This window comes from Terribacillus sp. 7520-G, from assembly GCF_002271665.1.
In the GTDB taxonomy this organism is placed as follows: Bacteria; Bacillota; Bacilli; order Bacillales; family Amphibacillaceae; genus Terribacillus.
In genome coordinates this window covers 52,461-71,585 of sequence record NZ_NQFP01000004.1, presented here as the reverse complement: position 1 = coordinate 71,585, position 19,125 = coordinate 52,461, and the positions used below count along the sequence as shown (strand labels likewise).

Annotated in this window: 18 protein-coding genes; 9 read left to right on the top strand and 9 right to left on the bottom strand. The window is 47.2% G+C overall.

Going from position 1 to position 19,125, the window contains the following annotated elements:
* Positions 1-32: 32 nt before the first annotated feature.
* Positions 33-452: a DUF4064 domain-containing protein gene (locus CHH53_RS02010; protein WP_095214459.1), complete on the bottom strand. Its 420-nt coding sequence runs from the start codon at positions 450-452 to the stop codon at positions 33-35.
* 156 nt (positions 453-608) lie between these two features.
* On the opposite strand from CHH53_RS02010, the gene CHH53_RS02005 reads away from it, so the two are divergent.
* From CHH53_RS02005 to CHH53_RS01995, 3 genes are all read left to right on the top strand, one after another.
* The gene (locus CHH53_RS02005) at positions 609-998 is read left to right on the top strand and encodes a YfmQ family protein (protein ID WP_095214458.1); all 390 of its coding nucleotides are present in this window, start codon (positions 609-611) and stop codon (positions 996-998) included.
* 50 nt (positions 999-1,048) lie between these two features.
* On the top strand, positions 1,049-1,552 hold the full coding sequence (locus tag CHH53_RS02000) for a GNAT family N-acetyltransferase (RefSeq protein WP_095214457.1): 504 nt from the start codon (positions 1,049-1,051) through the stop codon (positions 1,550-1,552).
* A gap of 101 nt (positions 1,553-1,653) precedes the next feature.
* Entirely contained in the window at positions 1,654-2,706 is a 1,053-nt protein-coding gene (locus tag CHH53_RS01995) for a tetratricopeptide repeat protein (RefSeq protein WP_095214456.1), read from the top strand.
* Between the two features lie 60 nt (positions 2,707-2,766).
* Here CHH53_RS01995 and CHH53_RS01990 read toward each other — a convergent pair whose 3' ends face one another.
* A complete protein-coding gene (locus CHH53_RS01990; RefSeq protein WP_095214455.1) occupies positions 2,767-3,114 on the bottom strand; it encodes a hypothetical protein in 348 nt (115 codons plus the stop codon).
* 94 nt (positions 3,115-3,208) lie between these two features.
* Positions 3,209-4,057: an N-acetylmuramoyl-L-alanine amidase gene (locus tag CHH53_RS01985; protein WP_095214454.1), complete on the bottom strand. Its 849-nt coding sequence runs from the start codon at positions 4,055-4,057 to the stop codon at positions 3,209-3,211.
* A gap of 109 nt (positions 4,058-4,166) precedes the next feature.
* Between CHH53_RS01985 and maa the strand changes: the two genes are divergently transcribed.
* Together maa and CHH53_RS01975 are read left to right on the top strand one after the other, a co-directional pair.
* Entirely contained in the window at positions 4,167-4,727 is a 561-nt protein-coding gene (maa, locus tag CHH53_RS01980; RefSeq protein ID WP_095214453.1) for a maltose O-acetyltransferase, read from the top strand.
* Between the two features lie 84 nt (positions 4,728-4,811).
* The gene (locus CHH53_RS01975) at positions 4,812-5,951 is read left to right on the top strand and encodes an ROK family transcriptional regulator (protein ID WP_095214452.1); all 1,140 of its coding nucleotides are present in this window, start codon (positions 4,812-4,814) and stop codon (positions 5,949-5,951) included.
* A 24-nt stretch (positions 5,952-5,975) separates the two neighbouring features.
* On the opposite strand, the gene CHH53_RS01970 is transcribed toward CHH53_RS01975, so the two are convergent.
* From CHH53_RS01970 to CHH53_RS01945, 6 genes are all read right to left on the bottom strand, one after another.
* Entirely contained in the window at positions 5,976-6,599 is a 624-nt protein-coding gene (locus CHH53_RS01970; protein ID WP_095214451.1) for a class D sortase, read from the bottom strand.
* A gap of 12 nt (positions 6,600-6,611) precedes the next feature.
* The gene (locus CHH53_RS01965; RefSeq protein WP_095214450.1) at positions 6,612-7,967 is read right to left on the bottom strand and encodes a hypothetical protein; all 1,356 of its coding nucleotides are present in this window, start codon (positions 7,965-7,967) and stop codon (positions 6,612-6,614) included.
* A complete protein-coding gene (locus CHH53_RS01960) occupies positions 7,912-8,937 on the bottom strand; it encodes an Ig-like domain-containing protein (protein WP_095214449.1) in 1,026 nt (341 codons plus the stop codon). The genes CHH53_RS01965 and CHH53_RS01960 overlap by 56 nt, the downstream gene beginning before the upstream one ends.
* Before the next feature lie 352 nt (positions 8,938-9,289).
* A complete protein-coding gene (locus CHH53_RS01955) occupies positions 9,290-10,321 on the bottom strand; it encodes an aldose epimerase family protein (protein ID WP_095214448.1) in 1,032 nt (343 codons plus the stop codon).
* On the bottom strand, positions 10,318-11,811 hold the full coding sequence (gene galT / locus CHH53_RS01950) for a UDP-glucose--hexose-1-phosphate uridylyltransferase (RefSeq protein ID WP_095214447.1): 1,494 nt from the start codon (positions 11,809-11,811) through the stop codon (positions 10,318-10,320). Before galT ends, CHH53_RS01955 begins: the two co-directional genes overlap by 4 nt.
* 13 nt (positions 11,812-11,824) lie before the next feature.
* A complete protein-coding gene (locus CHH53_RS01945) occupies positions 11,825-12,997 on the bottom strand; it encodes a galactokinase (protein ID WP_095214446.1) in 1,173 nt (390 codons plus the stop codon).
* A gap of 168 nt (positions 12,998-13,165) precedes the next feature.
* Between CHH53_RS01945 and CHH53_RS01940 the strand changes: the two genes are divergently transcribed.
* The 4 genes from CHH53_RS01940 (at position 13,166) to gucD (ending at position 19,084) form a co-directional block, all read left to right on the top strand.
* A complete protein-coding gene (locus CHH53_RS01940; RefSeq protein ID WP_095214445.1) occupies positions 13,166-15,223 on the top strand; it encodes a beta-galactosidase in 2,058 nt (685 codons plus the stop codon).
* Positions 15,224-15,318: 95 nt separating this feature from the next.
* On the top strand, positions 15,319-16,185 hold the full coding sequence (locus CHH53_RS01935) for an SDR family oxidoreductase (protein WP_095214444.1): 867 nt from the start codon (positions 15,319-15,321) through the stop codon (positions 16,183-16,185).
* 484 nt (positions 16,186-16,669) lie between these two features.
* The gene (gene kdgD / locus CHH53_RS01930; protein WP_095214443.1) at positions 16,670-17,614 is read left to right on the top strand and encodes a 5-dehydro-4-deoxyglucarate dehydratase; all 945 of its coding nucleotides are present in this window, start codon (positions 16,670-16,672) and stop codon (positions 17,612-17,614) included.
* A 3-nt stretch (positions 17,615-17,617) separates the two neighbouring features.
* On the top strand, positions 17,618-19,084 hold the full coding sequence (gene gucD / locus CHH53_RS01925) for an alpha-ketoglutaric semialdehyde dehydrogenase GucD (protein ID WP_095214442.1): 1,467 nt from the start codon (positions 17,618-17,620) through the stop codon (positions 19,082-19,084).
* Positions 19,085-19,125: the final 41 nt, after the last annotated feature.

Sequence of the window (19,125 nt, the reverse complement as noted above, 5' to 3'; positions counted from 1 at the left end):
GAAATACCCTCCTGATTTAGGAGGGTATTTCTTTATGCAGCGCGTTTTCTCATCATGCTGCCTGCAATGAATAGGAGCACTGGGACAATAATGGTTGCAAGCGATAGAATCGCTGCGCTGTATAATGTCAGTGCTGCACTTCCTGGTCTTTTCGGAATGATCAGCAGGCTGATGAAAACGATGATGGCGATGATCCCGATATATGCAGTGGGAATGACAAAGAGTACTTGCAGGGAGGACATCGTTCCGGCAGCCATTTCTTCCAGGGATGAGGAAGGAGTTTCGCCGTCAGCAAGTGTTTTTTGATATTTGGGGTCATCTTCAAGAAATGCAGTCACAGCCTGTATCATGGATTGATTTTGCGGCAATGTGAGAGTGAACAGCAAACTGCCGAAAAACATGATGATCAATAAAAATAAGGACAGTATTGTTAAGATTTTAGGTGTTTTCATGGAATATCACCTCCTTTTTCCAGTGTAGGTTTAATGAACATGTCAGGGAATAGGACCGAAGGCGTATCTGTCATGTTATTGTCAAAAATAAGGAAGAAGAAGCCGGGGATATGTGGTATCATTAGCACGATTTAATTCGAATCGAGGCGAAAAGATTTGTCATGGGTATTCATAGTCTTATTGATAGTTGCCAGCCTGATTAAAATCATAGCTGCATCTGCACCAAGCGCAGTTGTTGAAAAAATTGGGAAAAGATTTCAGCTTCATCCGACATTATCTTATGATGTCACAGTGAAGCAGAATGGAAAAGTATTGTCTGAGGAAAAGCAGAGGGATATTGTGGACGAATTCAATCAAGCGAACTTCCTCGAAAAATATTACTATCCGCCAGCAGCTGAGGGGATACCTTTTGAGATTGACGTGAAAAACGAAAAATATCTCATCTATCCATACCCAGATCGGGTAGACGTTTTCAAACATACCAAAAAGAAGGTCTTCTCCTATAGTTTGCGCTCGCAGCCATTGCAAGACCAGGCTGTACACTGATGCGGTTTCCTTTATAATGGATAGAAACAGCAGACGGGAGAGTGAGCAGGATGAAGATCCGGGAATTGGCAGGGGATGCGGCGCTGATTGAAGCAGCGGCAATCTTTTATCAAGAAGCTTGGCAAGTAAGTGATGGCGATATTGCTCCCAGATTCGTTCGTCATAGTACATATCCTGGCTATCAGGGTCTTGTACAGCTGGACGAAAAAGGTCAATTGGTTGGTCTGGTATATGGTTATATTTCACGACCGGGACAATATTATCATGATCTGCTGCGGCCGGCACTGCAAGATATCAACAAGTTGAAATGGCTGGATGATTGCTTTGAAATCGTGGAGTTAGTCATCTCACCCTCCATGCGCGGAGTGGGGATCGGTGCGGCTCTGCTAGATCGGCTGCTGGATGGCGTCCCAAACCAAACAGCGGTCTTGACTGCCCGTGAAAATAATGGCGGAGCCATTCGCTTTTATGAACGAAACGGATGGGTATTGCTGGGAGATTCTTTTTATCCAAATGACAAAGCATACCGTATATATGGGAAGAAGCTGAAATGAGTACGATTCACCACTGGTGGATCTATTTTTCTTTTTATCCTTCTAAACAATGCTGTAAAATTAACCGATGATTCTCATAAGAAGAGAAAGAGGGTGAGCCGATGTACCAGACAGATCAGAAGGACACAGTCATGTTTACCGAGCAGCTGGAGAAGTTATACGATAACATCAAAGCGGAGCAAATACGTGCTGCTGGAAAAATCCGCAATGAAATAGCTGAATTGGAAGCTTTTATCCGGGATGAAAAGCTGCTGGCAAGAAGTATGCTGTATGATGCACGTTTGGAGATGCTGAAGGGTGATCTGGATAAGGGCGAGAAGCTGCTTGAAGGGGCGGCGGAAGCATTTGTGCTCACCGACGGAAATCTATACTATTACCATTTCTTTAAGGGGCTGCTCCTGTACAGGCAGGGCGATCTTCAGGAAGCGATCGTCGAATATGAACGTGCAGAACCGTTTTTGACGGTACAAATCGATCAGCGGGAAGTGTCCGACTTCTATTATAAACTGGCCAATACGTATTATTATATGGGAATGACTGTTTTTTCCGTCTTGAATGCGGATAAAGCAATCGAAGCAGCTATGCGCCATAATCAGGAATTGCAGCTTGCAAAGTGCCGCCAGCTCCAAGGGCTGAATTATTTGGAAATGACAGATTTTCGCAAAGCGGAGGAATTATTCCTTTCTGCCCTGGAACACGGTGCCCCGGATTCTGAGTTGCGGCTTCCTTTGTATATCCATCATAATCTTGGTGTGCTGTATTTTAAGCAAAATCGGCTTGAAAAAGCGCTGGGGCATTTCGACCGCTCCATGCAGTATAAACATCCGGAATATTATTTGAAAAGCCTGTATCATGTTACGGAATGCCACTTCCTGTTAGGGAACAGGGAACAGGCGATGGAATATTTTGCGGAAGGCTTTGCACGAAGTAAAGAGCGTGATGAGGATACCTATAAGTGGATGTTTGCGATGCTGCATAAGCAATATATCGATAGATACAGCTTTGAAGGAGTCTGGCAGGAAGGAATCAAATACTTTCAATCCATTGAGGATGATTCCAATGTACGTTATTTTTCAGAGCAGCTTGCGAAGTATTATAAGGAAAACCAAGACTTCGAAAATGCATCAAAGTATTATCTTCTGACTTTAAAATAATGGATGCGGCCCTCAGGGTGCAGACAAAGGAGGTTGCTTCCAGCAAGCTCCTTTGGTTTTTCAGGATAGCTTCCAGGCTGGAATCAAACTATGAAACTGGAAGAAATAACTCATTGGTATGTGCAACAAGACGTAAAACGCCAATGTTGTGACATAAGTGAGGAACCATGTCGGAATGGGCACTTGCAGGAACAAATACAAAAGAAGCATCCCGACTGGAAATGGAACGAGCACAATCAGCCAAATCGGTGCACCAAGTGCCTCTGTCAATGCGCCGAGGGCAACGACGGAGACTCCGATGATCAATGCTTGCCAGATCGGCAGGCCATGCCGGAATAATAGGCCGCCGACGTAATAGGAAAGACCGGTTAATAGGACTGCTAAAATGAAATCCAGTAGATATTTCACGATTGATACCCCCTATCCATTACAATTATACGATTATATGACGGGAGCAGTATGAATATTTCGTAAAAAAAGACTGCCTGATAGGCAGTCTTGATCAGCTTGCATATTCTTCGATTCCTTCAGCGATCGAATTGGCAACTTTATTCTGATAGTCAGAGTCGTTCAGCAGTACAGCATCCTCTGGGTTGGAGATAAACCCTGTTTCTACCAGGACAGCTGGCATGGAGGTGTGACGCAGCACATAGAAATCCGCGCTGTGTGTGCCCCTGTTTTCATTATTTGTATTGGATACGAGTGCAGTCTGGATGCTGGAAGCCAGTTCTTTCCCGCTGCTGCTTGCACCATAGTAATAAGATTCCAAGCCCTTCGCCGAAGACGTTGCTGCGCTGTTGGCATGGACGCTTACAAATAAATCCGCCTTCCAACTATTTGATATGGTCGTGCGCTCCGATAAAGGAATAAAAATATCATCGCTGCGCGTCATCTTTACTTCGTATCCATGCTGGAGCAATCTTTGCTGCAGCTTCTCTGAAATGGACAGGGAAACCAATTTTTCCGTTGTATCATTGGCAGCTGCACCGGGATCCTTGCCGCCATGTCCGGGATCGATGACGATCCTGTGCACTTGCTGACTGCCGGCTGATTTGGATGGAGCGGCTTTTTCTTCATTTGCTGGTGTTACATAATCCAAGCTCAAGTATCCTGTCTGGCCTTGAATGGTAATCTTTCCCCAACCATCCCCCCTGTCGATGTACTCGAACTGGGTGCCCGCTTGGAATTTTCCGAGAATGGCAGCATCCGTCGATGGGGCAGCCCTGATATTCAGATTTGCAGTAGTCTGTCCTGTTTTCGAAACGCTTGCGTCTGCTTGGGTGGGAACAATCAATAGAATTGCAACGAGTATGAATAATAGAGGCAGTGCAACTTTAAGGCCGGTACGCATTGTGATTCTCCTTTGCGATATAATAGGATCAGTATGGTCAGCAATCAAGAGTTTTATAACAATAGATACAGAATGTAATAGATTCCCAGGAAGGATTGGAGGGAAGATGATGAAGTCGGAAAGGGAAAAGATGGTGGCAGGGGAGCTTTATCGCCCAGCAGATAAGGAATTGACGGATAGGCGGATGGAGATTCGGGAGTTGATCAGACAGTACAACGATACGACAAGCTATGAGCATGCGAAGCGCTCTGATTTATTACAGCTAATAGTAGGCTCTGCTGAAGGCAATGTCTACATCGAGCCGACTTTCCGTTGTGATTATGGCTACAATATCCATCTAGGGGAAAACTTTTATGCAAATTTTGATTGTGTCATGCTGGATATATGTGAAATTCGTATCGGAGATAATTGCATGCTTGCTCCAGGTGTACATATTTACGCTGCGACACATCCGCTTCATCCGGCAGAGCGTAATTCGGGGTATGAATTTGGCAAACCGGTGACGATCGGGGATAATGTCTGGATTGGCGGACGGGCAGTCATCAATCCTGGTGTTACGATCGGCGATAACGCGGTCATTGGCTCGGGTGCAGTGGTCACAAAAGATGTCCCGGCAAATACAGTTGTCGGCGGCAACCCGGCAAAGGTCATCAAACAAATCGAGATATAGGGAGACCGGCTGGCTTGTCCGTGGTTATCGACTTTTATTGAATCATGATATAGTGAAAAAATTATTGATAGTGGAGCGGTTCTTATGCAGCGTGGTACATTTCAATTGATGAAAACGGTGAACAGGTCATTGATCCTTAATAAAATTCGCGTATCGGCACCGATATCGCGTGCTGATATCGCAAAAGAGACCGGTTTGACACCTCCGACCGTCAGTGTCATCGTCAAGGAATTGATCGAGCAGGGTCTGGTGGAGGAAAGGAAGCTCGGAACCTCCAGCGGCGGCCGGAAACCTACGATGCTTCATATCCGTACCGACGGATTATTCGTCATTGGCGTCGATGCGGGCCCCGGTACAGTCGACTGTATTTTGACAACTCTTACTGGAGAGATATTAGGGTATATATCTCATCCGCTTCATGTCCGGAAGAATAAGGATTTTTTGTATCAAGTGGAACAAACTATTCAACAATTGCTCGATGATCATGCCATGCAAAGAGAGCGAATCATCGGTATCGGGGTAGCGATGCATGGGGTTGTCGATGCAGGGAATGGCATTTCGCAAATTGCGCCTCTCCTGGGGCTGCGCCATATTCCGATCAAGCAGGAGCTCGAAGATAGATTCGGTATTCCGGTAAAGGTGGATAATGATGCACGGGCAATGGCACTTGGTGAAGCGTGGTTCGGCGGCTGCAATATGGAGGATAGCATCGTTGCTGTCAATGTGGGACGAGGGATCGGTGCAGGAATCATCATTCAAGGGAAGCTTTTCCATGGGGCTGCCGGATTGGCTGGGGAGCTGGGACATATGTCCATCGACCCAAACGGAGAGAAGTGTGCGTGCGGAAATCGCGGCTGCCTGCAGACCCTTGCGAGTGGACCATCGATTGCACGGATTGCAGGGCTGCCGGATGGAGAAGCGGTCTACAAGGCTGCACAGGCAGGTGAAGAAGCGGCCCGGATCGTTTTGGAGCAAGCGGGCCGGATGCTCGGAATCGGTCTGGTCAACCTTATACACCTATTGAATCCCGACCGGATCATTCTTGGGGGAGGAGTGATGGGAAGCGAGGCTTTTTTACTCCCGCCGCTTAAGGAGGAAATCATCAGTCGTGCCTTGACGGAAGAAGCGGCCCAGACTGAGATAATGGTAAGTAAACACGGAGTGTATGCGACGGCTTTAGGTGCAGCAGCATTACAATTGGCAGATCTTTTTATTCCAGTTTAAAAGGCACAGCTTGGGCTGTGCCTTTTACTTAGGCTTTGCATAAATGAGGTAGCGCTCAGTAGGAGAGCCCCAACCTGTGAAAGGATAACAGGTCATCAGGACCAGTGTTTCACTATCGCCGGGTGTGATGACATCCGTTTCGGATTCGTGGACGATATCATGTTTGTACATGTAATAAGTGAAAGTCCCCTGTCTGGTTTCGATGACTAATGCATCACCTTTTTTCAGCTCTCCTGCACGCCGGAAGGTGGAATCATTATGTCCGGCCAGAAATACTTGTCTGCCTTCTCCAGGTAAGCTGGAGCCTGGCTCATGACCGACTCCTGATTTTAGTTCTTGGGGATTTGTCCCCTCTGCAATAGAGACTTCGAGATCGATTGCCGGTATCCGGAGAACGCCGATGAGTTTACCTTCCGTAATTGGTTCCTCGTGGATTGCATCACCATTGGTATTTGCTTCCTCGGAAGAATCGGTAATCTCTGCAGGGTTCCCGCCCTCGCCATAATCGTTTTTCGCCTCGGCGAGCATAGTCTTGACCTCTTCCAGAAGTTCGTCGCTCTGTATGTTCATCCGATAGAATTGGAAGCCAGTCAAAATAAGTGCAATAGCCCCGGTCAATATAAAGGTATAGCCGATAAACTTCAGCAACCAACACACCTCCTAAGAGGGAATAAGCGACTGCTCTTGCCAATCAGTCAGATAGTATTGAGCATAAAGGCAATAAGCACTGATATTATGCTGCAGGTCATCGATGCGTACACGATAGCCATGTTGGCGATTGAAGAAACTGCCGACCACCGATCCGGGTTTTTCCATATACATGGCTATCTCGGGATAGAAGAAGCCAGCCCGATGCTGATCAGCGCGAGAGTGGATTGTATCCTCTAAATTCTTCAGATCAAACCCGCGTAAAAGATGATCCATATGTAATTGCTGCATGCGATCGATTAGCTGTCTCGCGCATATCAGGTCTTGCAAGTAGGTTGGTGATGGGAATGATTTCCCTTTCATGGCATCCAGCCGTTTCTGGATGCCATCCAGCTCGATATCGAAATATCGTCGATCAGGAATGATACCGGTCATTTCATAAACAGCATAGCTGAGCCAATGATTCAGGGCTGGCTGCGCTTTGCGATTGATGAAATGCTCAAATGCAAGCTTGCTCCCATCCAGCCATTTGGGCATATGATCTAATTGGAATAGGCGCAGCAAGGCGTAGGCAGCCTTGGCATCGTATCCAGCTGGGTGCTGCTTGGCAGTGATGTTCAGAAAGCTGCCGCTTTTGTTTTGTAACATCAGCAGGCCATTAGCCATCCTTTCTGCGAGTTCAAGATACTGCTCATCTCCAGTCAATGATTGGTAGTCGGCGATGGCTGTAATAGCTGCAGCTGTTGCACCGAGGGAAAACAGTTGATTTTGCGGATTCTTTTCGATAAGGACCGTTTCATGATCCTTCTCTGCTTTGAATGTCAACAGATAGTGCAAAGCAGCCTTCATCTTTAACAGCAGCTGGTAATCATATTGATGCAATGTACTTTTCCACCGATATCCCTCGGCAAGGGAGTGGATAGCATCGGCATGCCTAATGAGATTGTAAGATGTAATCGGCTTGGAGCCGACAGCATACATTCCATAGTCAAACTTCCCGTCGGGCTGTACCCGATTCTTAAGATGATTGGTGCTGCATTGAATCAGTGTATCGATATGACGATCAAGATGGCGGATGGGGCGTATGCTGCTTTTATGATGATTTTTCTGTAAACGGATGATTGTATTTGGTTCTATAAAAGCCGACACTGTGTCAAACAGGTAGACTGTTCTACCTTTATATTCTTTTAACTGAAAGGGACTGAGCGGACGGTTCCAGACTCGTTTAAAAAGATAAGTGTTCACCGCTATTTCATCCCAAAAATTGGAATTACTTTCTTCTTGTATGAATGAATTTCCGTTTATTTCCTGTTCAAGGAAGGCGAAAAGCTGATCCAGGTTCGGCAGTTCCGGAGACAGTTGTATCATCGCTGTCCACGGGGTTGATCACCGGTGCAGCAGGAGACTCGGTATCTGCGTTAGTAACTGTGATGGTTCCAGCTGCACTTCTGTTACCGGCAGCATCCGTAGCTGTAGCCGAAATGGTGCCGCCGGGCCGCTGCGGGGAAATGGCGGCAGACCAATTACCGTTGGCATCAGCTGTGGCAGTGACAGTGGAGCCATCTGGCAGTGTGATATTGATGCGGCTATTTGCTTCGGCAGTTCCGGAGACAGTTCTATCTTCACTATTGACAGCGTGGATAACTGGTGCTGCCGGCGGCTGTGTGTCGGATATTCCTGTTGTAATGGAGGCAAGGGCACCTCGGCTATTAAGCAAATCGATGGTTGTGATAAGGGAGTCTGTAGCCACAGCCCGAAAGTCCAAAGTACCATCTGGGGCATTCGGTAATTTTGTGATCCCTAAGTTTGCTAGATTGATACGGGCTGTGAAGGTAGTGGGGCTGGAGACAGAAAGCCCAAGTGTATGCCGAATACTTGTACCAATGGAATTGGTTGTCGTATTGACACTTATACGATCGCCCGTAACAGATCCGGTATTGTTCAAGGCGATGCCTCCTATACCGGCATAGGGTATGCTATAGCTGATGGTCGTTTGGTTTCGTATATTCGGGTTTTGCAGAATGCTCGCAAGTTCTTCGGGTAATTGGAAATTTGGAGAGTAGGTGCTTAATGCACCTATATTAGCCAGCTGATTTCCGCGAATCCTGAGGGTCAGAATACCGCCTTCATAACTTGCGCTTAGTGTCTGGTTGCCTAGTACAGCGATATTCGCTGCTTCAGCCGTATATTTACTGAGAGTCTTTTGCTCGGAATCATAGACATAGGGGGTCACCATAATCGCCGTTGCAGCAAGCAGGGCGGAGGAGCGCTTTGCCATTCGCAGCTTGTTTTTTCGCTGCATATTCTTTTTGTGATCATAGTTTCTTCTTTTTCTCATCCTTTGAAAACCTCTTTTCACAGGGAATTGGCTAAAGCAGAAAGGCTGACAACAAATTCTGAGTTTATATTTGGTCTCAAAACACGTCTTGCTATGTACGGAAGCAGCAGAATTTGTTATAAAATGTAACTTTTCTGTAATATTAAACGATACAATAAGCCTCCCTGGCTAAAATTTCAAAGGATACAACCTTGTTTTCCATAATTTGATAGATTAGTACTTAATGTGAAATACTTTATCTAGGATTTTTTTACTTTTATGGGATGGAGGCCAATGATTTTATGCTTATAAAGTTACGGGTATATTCACATAAAAAAACAGCCGGTCATATGACTGGCTGTCAGTTAGCTGATCAATCGGCGGAAAAGGAAAAGGAGGTTTCTTTCCTATATGTTTCGCCGGGCTTTAATTTGATACTTGGAAATCCGGTATGCTGCAAAGCAGCAGGGAAAGCTTGTGTTTCAAAACAAATCCCCAGATACTTTTCCGACTTGCGTTCCTTTAATTCAAGCTTATCGTCCAGGCCGTTTCCCGTATATAGAACAAGACCCGGCTGGTTCGAGTCGATGGTCATAAGTCTTCCGCTTTCCGGATCGTAAAGACCTGCCTTTGGCTTTTCCCCATCGGAGAATAAGAAATAATGATCGATACCTTCCCCGGCAATGCGAATCTGTTCATGTGGTGCGCTGAATACATCCTCCAATGGCTTGAAAGATTGTAAGTCGAAAGGCGTACCAGCAGTTTCAAGCCATCTGCCGGTAGCGATCAGTTCACTGTCCAACTCCGTAAACTTGTCGCTGTCGAGCCTTACTTGCTGCTTGGCAATGTTTCTTTTCAAGTTGCCGCTCAGATTGAAATACGTATGATTAGTCAGCGTGACTGGTGTTGTTTCATCACTTGTTGCTTCATAAAGGATCATCAGCCTGTCATCATCTGTAAGGGTATAAGTGACTGTCACCTGCAAATTCCCGGGATAGCCGCCTTCACCATCCGCACTCGTGTAAGAGAGCTGCAGACCGCTCGCTTGATTTTTTTCGAAGGGCTCCACCTTCCAAAGGACTTGATGAAAGCCGCTGGGCCCGCCATGAAGATGATGCTTGCCTTCGTTTGCGTCCAGCTGATATGTCTTGCCGTTCCATTCAAATCGGGAATTCTGTATCCGTCCTGCCACCCGGCCGATGATAGCCCCGAAGTAATTGGGATTATCTTCATAATTCCCCAGATCACGATATCCGAGCACGATATTTTCCAGCTTCCCATCCTTGTCGGGGACTTCCAAGGAAGTGATGATGCCCCCGAAATTCAGCACTTCCATTTTCATGCCATTTTTGTTGGTCACCGAAAATAATTCCCATCCATTCTGCAGCGAATTCTTTTTTATCATGAAGGCACCACTTTCTGATTTAGTTTTGTAATAAAGCGCTGGAAGGCGGCATCATCCTTGAAGACACCGGCATCTTCCAATACACGGACAAATTTTCTGCCGAGCTCTTTTTGGACGACTTCTTCCGCATATTGTTTATTATGCAAAATTCCGTGTGTCTTACGCAGCTCTTGGGCCCATTGCTCGTGTGCGGGATCTACCTCATCTGCTTCTCCCGCAAGGTATTTGCCGATCGCCTCCAGCTCCGCTTTAAGGCGCGGCGGAAGCACTGCCAGCCCCATTACTTCGATCAGTCCGATGTTCTCTTTCTTGATATGATGCACATCTGCATGCGGGTGGAAAATACCTAATGGATGAGTGGCTGATGTCCGGTTATTGCGGAGGACCAAATCCATCTCATATTGTTGATCTCGCATCCTGGCAATCGGAGTGATTGTATTATGGGGCGTATCCTCTGTATGCGATAAAATAAGCGCATCCTCATCATCGTAATCACGCCAAAATGCCAGGATACTGTCCGCAGCGTCGATCAATTTCTGTTTGTCGCTTGACTGGAGCCGAATGACTGCCATCGGCCATTTGAGTACGGCAGCTCTCACATCAGGGTGTGCATGAATAGGGAAAGTGTACCGTTCCTTGGCATTCGTCATGGCAAAGGTATAACGCCCTGCTTGATAATGATCGTGGGAGAGGATGGAGCCCCCTACAATCGGTAAATCGGCATTCGATCCGATAAAGTAGTGGGGGAACTTATCCACGAATTCAAGCAGCCGGCAGAAAGTATCCGTATTTATTTTCATTTCCCTATGTTCTTCCGAGAGAACGATGCTGTGTTCATCGTAATAAACATAAGGCGAGTATTGGAACAGCCATTTTTCATCTCCCAGCGACATCTCGATGACGCGGTGATTCGATCGAGCTGGGTAGCCGATCCTGCCGGCATAGCCCTCATTTTCTTTGCAGAGTACACATGCGGGATAGGAAGCATCCTGCTTGGATAAACGCTCCCGCTTGATTTGTTCCGGATCCTTCTCGGGTTTGGACAAGTTGATGGTGATGTCCATCTCGCCATATTCCGTATGTGTCTTGTATGATATGTTCTTTTTGATCCGATTCAATTGAATATAGTTGCTGTTCTTGCTCAGGCTGTAGAAGTAGTCCGTCGCCTGCTCAGGTGATTGCCTATAGTAGCTGTCGAATAAGGTTTGGACAGTGGAAGGGCGCGGCATGAAGCAATCCATGATGGAAGCTGCAAGCATCTCCTTCTCATCCAGGATATGGTCGATGATCCCTTCCTTCACTGCATAATCGATGATCCTCTCCAACAGATCCGGTACCGAACCGGAGCTCGTCAAAATCTTATGTTGCGGATACGTTGTCATCTTCAGCAAATGCATCACTTGATTGCGCACATAGATGATGTCGCGCTCTTTGATTAAACCTTCCTTGCATGTCAATTCCAATAAAGCTTCGATATCCGAATAAATCATATGAACACTTCCTTTATGCTAATTCCTTTGCGCCATCGCCGATGGTTGCGGTATAGAAGGTTGCCTCATATCCGATTTCATTTTTATAATGCTCCTGGATGCTTTTCTTCACATCATCCACTCTATCCTTTTCCACAAGGGCAATGGCACATCCGCCGAATCCTGCTCCTGTCATCCGCGCCCCGAGGACTGCCTCATGCGCCCAGGCCGACTCCACGATAGTATCGAGTTCCTTTCCGGTTACTTCATAATCATCCCGCAATGATCGATGCGAATCATTCATCAATTCCCCGAATGCAGCCAAGTCATGCTTTTGAAGACTTTTCAAGGCTTCCATCGTCCGGCTGTTCTCGTACACAGCATGACGTGCGCGTTTGAGATGGATGGGATCCTTGATTAATCTGCAGTACTGTTCGAAGGCATGCGGTGTGAGTTCCCCAAGGCTGTCAATCTGCAATTCTTGCTGCAGATCCCTCAGGGCTGCTTCACATTCCGAACGGCGTTCATTATATTTGGAGCCGGCCAATGTACGCTGCTTATTCGTATTGGCAATCAAGATGACATGCTCGGACAGATCGATGGGAGCATGCTCATAATGCAATGTGCTGCAGTCCAGCAGGATGGCGTGTCCTTGCTTGCTCATCCCCACGGAAAATTGATCCATGATACCGCTGTTGACGCCGATATATTCGTTTTCCACACGTTGCCCCAGGTGAACGAGCCGAACCCTATCCATCCCAAGATCATACATTCGATCTGCTAATACACCGGTGACCAGCTCGATGGAAGCGGAAGAGGAAAGACCGGCGCCGTTCGGTATATCACCATAGAAAAGGATATCCATTCCGGAAGTTATTTTCCCGGCGGCCTGCTGCAGATAAAGCAGTACACCTTTCGGATAATTCGCCCAATCATCTTCCGCCCGGTAGATGAGATCATCTAAAGATCGTTCTATGATACCGCTTTCAGAGAAGTTCATGCTATAAAATCTAAGTAAGTTATCCGTACGTTTTGCCGCTAAAGCATAGGTGCCGTAGGAGATGGCTGCTGGAAATACATGGCCGCCGTTATAATCGGTGTGCTCGCCTATCAGATTGATCCTGCCAGGTGCAAAGAATTGCCGCGGTGTTTTGGTGGTTTGAAAGATTTCTTGGAATGAAGCCGTCAAATTCGGGACAGTCGTCATCATGAAGCCTCCTCGTCATACTTTATTAATTTAATTAACTAAGTTACGGATAGTTTACTATATGCGTGCAAGAGGTGCAAGGAATACTTGTTTCGGGGCAGGAGAATGTATCGAGATGGCGTACTAATAGATTGGAAGCGCTTACCTTAATTTGGAAGGGGTACAGACATGACGCAAATAAAACCAGTACTGAGAGCACCATTCTTATTGCATGGCGGTGACTATAACCCAGATCAGTGGCTGAAATATCCCGATGTCCTGAAAGAGGATATGGAGCTGATGCAATTGGCACACACAAATACTTTCTCGGTTGGTATCTTTGCTTGGAGTGCATTGGAACCGGAGGAAGGTGTGTACGAGTTCAAATGGCTGGATAAGATCTTCGATGATATCCACTCTTTCGGAGGGAAAGTGATTTTAGCTACACCAAGCGGTGCACGTCCTGCCTGGATGTCCAAAAAATATCCGGATGTCCTGCGGGTGAATGCCGCGAGGATCAAGCAGCTGCACGGGGGCAGGCATAACCATTGTTTCAGTTCGCCGACATACTTGGAGAAGACCCGGAACATCAATCGCAAACTGGCGGAAAGATATGGGGAGCATCCAGCTTTGCTGCTGTGGCATATATCCAATGAATACAGCGGCGATTGTCATTGCGAACGCTGCCAGACTGCTTTTCGGAAATGGCTTGAAGAGCGCTATGACGGAGATCTGGAAGCCTTGAATGATGCGTGGTGGGGACCATTTTGGAGTCATACGCTCACGGACTGGGAGCAGGTGGAATCCCCTTCTCCATATGGGGAGGATGGCGTCCATGGGCTGCGCTTGGATTGGCGGCGGTTCGTGACGGATCAGACTGTCAGGTTCTTGGAAAATGAATTGCTCCCCATCCGGGAAATCACGCCGGATATTCCTGTAACAACGAATTTCATGGCTGATACACCAGATTTGATACCATTCCGGGGATTGAATTACAATCGACTAGCCAAAAAAATCGATATCATCAGCTGGGATGCTTATCCAACTTGGCATAATGACTGGGAAACAACAGCGGAGCTGGCTATGAAGGTGGGCTTCATAGATGATCTATATCGGACGATGAAGGATCAGCCATTCCTCCTGATGGAAAATACGCCCAGTATGGTCAATTGGCATTCTGTGAATAAAGCGAAGCGTCCTGGCATGCATATACTGGCATCCATGCAAATGCTGGCCCATGGATCGGATAGTATCCTCTATTTCCAATGGCGTAAATCCCGAGGTTCCACAGAAAAGTTTCATGGGGCTGTCGTCGATCATGACCGATCACCGGAGAATCGCGTATTCAAAGAAGTGGCTGCATTGGGAAGGAAAATGGAAAAATTAGCTGCCCTGAAGGGAGCGCATCGAAAAGCGGAAACAGCATTGCTTTATGATTGGGAAAATGATTGGGCGTTAGAGGATGCTCAAGGATACGGCCTGGATACCAAGCAGTACATTCAGACAATGCATGCTCATTATCGGCCGTTTTGGAAGCGTGATATACCAGTGGATGTCATCATGAAAGATCATGACTTCTCCCGATATAAGCTGCTGGTCGTCCCGATGCTTTATATGATGGATGATCAGACAGCAGAAAAGCTTGAAGTATTTGTGAAAAATGGCGGTAAGCTCGTCATGACGTATATCAGCGGTGTTGTAAATGAGCACGATTTGGTGCATAAGGGAGCCTGGCATGAAAAACTTGCAGATGTTTTTGGCATACATCCATTGGAAACGGACACCCTTTATCCACGTGACCGCAATGAAGTGACGTATGAAGGGAAGCATTATGAATTGAAGGATTACGCCACGATCCTCGAACTTTCCGGAGCCGCAGCAATCGGTACCTATGCAGAAGATTTCTATGCAGGAACCCCGGCTGTCACGGAGCATGCATATGGAAAAGGCGTCGCTTATTACATCGGCGGAAGATTGGAGGATGCTTTCCAAGAGGACTTTTATGGACGATTGCTGAGTGAGGGACGCATCTTTCCGCCAGTCGGTATTGCAAAGCAGGACGGGGTTTCCATCCAGGTGCGGTCCAATGCGGAATCCTTGTTTGTGTTTGTTTTGAATTTCAATGAAGGAGAAAAAGACATAGAGCTGGATCAGGTGTATGAGGATGTATTGGATGGAGGACACCTTTCAGGGGGAATCCGGTTGAATCCTTATGAGGTGAAGGTGCTTCGTCTCCATAAGCGATAGCGTTTGCGGAGGGAGCGCGGCTTTCGGTTCACGTTTCATCACATTGCCGATGTGGAAAGGTACTGTATCAATCATAATGCAAAGGAGACATTTTCATGGAACCGAAAGATATGATGAACGGAAAGACCAGTAAACACCAGCAGGATCGCCAGCCGGGTATGGAAGCCGAGATGGAGCCGCTGCCGCATCAGCCGCTTGACTATAAAGGTGTTGGCAGGCTGGAAGGGAAAGCTGCGCTTATTACAGGCGGGGACTCTGGTATCGGCCGTGCTGTCGCGATCCTTTATGCCAAGGAAGGCGCAGATGTCGCGATTTCCTATCTGGATGAAACGGAGGATGCCGAAGAAACCAAACGCCTTGTGGAAGCGGAAGGCAAACGCTGCTTGCTGCTTCCAGGCGATATCAAGGATGAGGAGCATTGCATCAGCTTGGTCGAGAAAACAGTGGAGGAGTTCGGCAAAATCAACATCCTTGTCAATAACGCAGCCATCCAATATGTACGGGAAGATGTTCTGGAGATTTCGTCCGAACAGTTCGAGGAAGTATTCCGTGTCAACTTCTTCTCCCAATTCTATCTGACGAAAGCAGCTGTGCGTCACATGAAAGCCGGAGATTCGATCATCAGCACGTCTTCCATCAATGCTTACCGAGGCAACCCGATGTTCATGGATTATTCCGCGACAAAAGGCGCCATCACGGCTTGGACGCGCAGTATCGCCCAAAGTCTTATCAAAAAAGGAATCCGTGCCAATTCCGTCGCTCCAGGCCCGGTCTGGACGCCGCTCATCCCGGCCACCATCGGCGAGGATAAAATTGAACAGTTCGGTCAGGACAGCCTGATGGGACGCCCGGGGCAGCCTTCCGAGCATGCTTGGCCATATGTGATGCTTGCATCGGATGAAGCCTCTTATATGACCGGTCAAGCCATCCATGTCAATGGAGGATCCTATACTTCCTCCTGATGGATGAAGACCCGTCCGCTGGATGGGGTCTTCGTTTTGTCTTCCAAGGGGCATATCCATGACCAATTCGATAAAAGGATTACGGGATCGATTGCCAGCTTTCATCCGGAATGAAGAGATATATTGCAGCAAACAGGCTAGCCATGCTTCAGCTTGAGGGCTGTCCTGTAAGGTTATGGCCTGAAAAAATCTTGGCGTGAAATTTCATATAAGCGGTATGCTTTGTTTAAAAAGAGCCCAGGGCTCTTTTTTTATTCTGACAATTAAATTGGATGTTGGAGAAGGGAAGATCACTAGGGATAAGGTCCCTTTTTTTATGCTGTATTTTATTGTAAGACTGACAGCGTTCAGTTTGGTTCATTACTTGTCTTTTATCACTATTTTTTCGGTCATTTCCGATACATAAAAAGATATTTGAACTTTTGTCTATTTGTAATACAATTAAACAAACGGAATTGATAACGCTTACTTGAGGAGGTACGCAATGGGACAATCAAAAGGAATAGCTAAAGGCATTCTCGGTTTTCCAGTAGCACCATTCACCGACAATGGAAGACTCGATGAGCAAGCATTATTCGAGAATGTACATTTTCTCGTGGAGGAAGGTCTGGATGCCATTTATATTGCTTGCGGATCAGGTGAGTTCCAATCCTTGGAGAAAGCCGAGTACGAACTGATGCTGGATACGGCTATGGAAGCGGCAGCAGGCAAAGTGCCGATTTATACAGGAGTTGGCGGGAATCTGCGGACGGCTATCGATCTTGCTTCTGTATCTGCCGAGAAAGGTGCAGCGGGTTATTTGCTGCTGCCGCCTTATCTGATTCATGGAGAGCAGGAAGGGCTTTATGAATATGCGAAAGAAATATTTGACAGTGCCCCGACATTGGATGCGATTCTTTATCAAAGGGATAATGCAGTTTATTCCATCGACACTGTAAGGCGGCTGACGGGCTACCCTCAATTGAAGGGCATAAAGGATGGAGTAGGGGATATGGACTTGAATATTTGCCTGACGCAGGAATTCAAAGGGAGATTGGATTTCCTGAATGGTATGCCGATGGCGGAAGTGACAATGCCTGCGTATCTGCCGCTCGGAATCAAGACATATTCCTCGGCCATCTCGAATTACATCCCGCATATCTCCCGTATGTATTATGAGGCGCTGCTGGCTGGGGACCAGGATACGTTGGATGATTTATATGCCGATGTCATCTTGCCGATCAACAGCATACGCAAACAGCGCAAAGGCTATGCAGTTTCTTTGATCAAGGCAGGCATGGAGATCATCGGTTTGCAGACAAGAGGATATGTGCGCCCTCCAGTCGTACCTGTTACAAAGGAACATTACAACGAAATGGAAAAGATTCTGATGAAAGCGTTGGAAAAATATCCGCGCAAGGAGAAAATCACAGAGATGAAGGAGAGCTAATACATGGCGACAAATATAACAACGAATGTATATCGTAACTTTATCAATGGTGAATGGCAGGAATCGGCATCAGCAGAACAGATCACCGTCATCAATCCCGCAGATACAAGCAATCCTGTCGGCCGTATTCAGAGCTCCGCAAAAGCTGATTTGGAAGCAGCGGTGGAAGCGGCGGATGCAGCAAGGAAGGAATGGAGAAGCCTGTCAGGCGCAGCAAGAGGCGATTTTCTTTATCGGGCGGCGGCAGTATTGGAAGAACGAGCTGAAGAAATTGCAGAAACGGCAACAAAAGAGATGGGAAAGACATTGCCGGAAGCTCGCGGTGAAACGCAGCGGGGAATTGCCATCCTGAAATATTATGCAGGGGAAGGGATGCGGAAGACTGGTGATGTCATTCCATCGACAGATTCGAGTGCCTTCATGTATACGACTCGAGTTCCTTTGGGGGTCGTCGGTGTCATTGCGCCTTGGAACTTCCCGGTTGCAATTCCGATTTGGAAGATGGCTCCTGCGCTTGTTTATGGTAATACGGTTGTATTCAAGCCGGCATCCGAGACAGCGATCACGGCCATCAAAATAATCGAATGCTTTGAAGCAGCCGGTTTCCCGAAAGGCGTCATCAATCTGGTTACCGGTGCGGGATCTGTCATCGGGAAAGGATTGGCTGAGCATCCGAAGGTACATGGCATTACATTTACTGGTTCAAATCATGTCGGTAAAGGTATCGGGTTGACAGCGTTGGGGCGAGGTGCCAAGTATCAGCTCGAGATGGGCGGGAAAAACCCAGTCATCATTGCTGCCGATGCAGATATCGAGCAGGCGGTGGATGCCACGATCAGCGGTGCTTTCCGTTCCACAGGGCAAAAATGTACGGCAACAAGCAGGGTCATCGTTGAAGCGCCGATATATGATGCATTCCGGGATAGGCTGCTTGAGAAGACAAAGGAAATCACCATCGGGAACAGCCTCGAGCAGGATGTGTGGCTCGGACCGATCGCAAGCGAAGCCCAGCTGCAAAACTGCCTTCATTATATTCAAAAAGGGATGGACGAAGGTGCGAAGCTTATCCTTGGCGGAGAACGGCTGACAGATGGGGATTACGCAAAAGGCTATTACGTCCAGCCGACCATTTTTGAAGACGTAACCAATGATATGGTGATTGCCCAGGAGGAAATTTTCGGCCCTGTCATCGCCTTGATCAAAGTGGATTCCGAGGAACAGGCGATAGCTATAGCGAATGATGTCAAGTTTGGGCTGAGTGCCTCCATTTTCACAAAGAATATCGGGCGTTTCCTGCAGTTTGCAGAGGATATCGAAGCGGGTCTTGTCCGTGTGAATGCCGAAAGTGCGGGCGTGGAGCTGCAAGCTCCATTTGGCGGGATGAAGCAGTCCAGCTCTCATTCCAGGGAACAGGGAGAGGCAGCAAAGGAATTCTTTACGAGCATCAAGACTGTTTTTGTCAAAGGCTAAAGGGCTGCATGCTGCCCTTTTCCTGTACCCACTATTGACAA

What these genes read in the sequence shown, in the direction of transcription:
- CHH53_RS02010 (WP_095214459.1), bottom strand. Translation starts at nt 452, where the DNA reads ATGAAAACACCTAAAATCTTAACAATACTGTCCTTATTTTTATTGATC.
- CHH53_RS02000 (WP_095214457.1), top strand. Translation starts at nt 1,049, where the DNA reads ATGAAGATCCGGGAATTGGCAGGGGATGCGGCGCTGATTGAAGCAGCG.
- CHH53_RS01995 (WP_095214456.1), top strand. Translation starts at nt 1,654, where the DNA reads ATGTACCAGACAGATCAGAAGGACACAGTCATGTTTACCGAGCAGCTG.
- CHH53_RS01985 (WP_095214454.1), bottom strand. Translation starts at nt 4,057, where the DNA reads ATGCGTACCGGCCTTAAAGTTGCACTGCCTCTATTATTCATACTCGTT.
- maa (WP_095214453.1), top strand. Translation starts at nt 4,167, where the DNA reads ATGAAGTCGGAAAGGGAAAAGATGGTGGCAGGGGAGCTTTATCGCCCA.
- CHH53_RS01975 (WP_095214452.1), top strand. Translation starts at nt 4,812, where the DNA reads ATGCAGCGTGGTACATTTCAATTGATGAAAACGGTGAACAGGTCATTG.
- CHH53_RS01965 (WP_095214450.1), bottom strand. Translation starts at nt 7,967, where the DNA reads ATGATACAACTGTCTCCGGAACTGCCGAACCTGGATCAGCTTTTCGCC.
- CHH53_RS01960 (WP_095214449.1), bottom strand. Translation starts at nt 8,937, where the DNA reads ATGAGAAAAAGAAGAAACTATGATCACAAAAAGAATATGCAGCGAAAA.
- CHH53_RS01955 (WP_095214448.1), bottom strand. Translation starts at nt 10,321, where the DNA reads ATGATAAAAAAGAATTCGCTGCAGAATGGATGGGAATTATTTTCGGTG.
- galT (WP_095214447.1), bottom strand. Translation starts at nt 11,811, where the DNA reads ATGATTTATTCGGATATCGAAGCTTTATTGGAATTGACATGCAAGGAA.
- CHH53_RS01945 (WP_095214446.1), bottom strand. Translation starts at nt 12,997, where the DNA reads ATGACGACTGTCCCGAATTTGACGGCTTCATTCCAAGAAATCTTTCAA.
- CHH53_RS01940 (WP_095214445.1), top strand. Translation starts at nt 13,166, where the DNA reads ATGACGCAAATAAAACCAGTACTGAGAGCACCATTCTTATTGCATGGC.
- CHH53_RS01935 (WP_095214444.1), top strand. Translation starts at nt 15,319, where the DNA reads ATGGAACCGAAAGATATGATGAACGGAAAGACCAGTAAACACCAGCAG.
- kdgD (WP_095214443.1), top strand. Translation starts at nt 16,670, where the DNA reads ATGGGACAATCAAAAGGAATAGCTAAAGGCATTCTCGGTTTTCCAGTA.
- gucD (WP_095214442.1), top strand. Translation starts at nt 17,618, where the DNA reads ATGGCGACAAATATAACAACGAATGTATATCGTAACTTTATCAATGGT.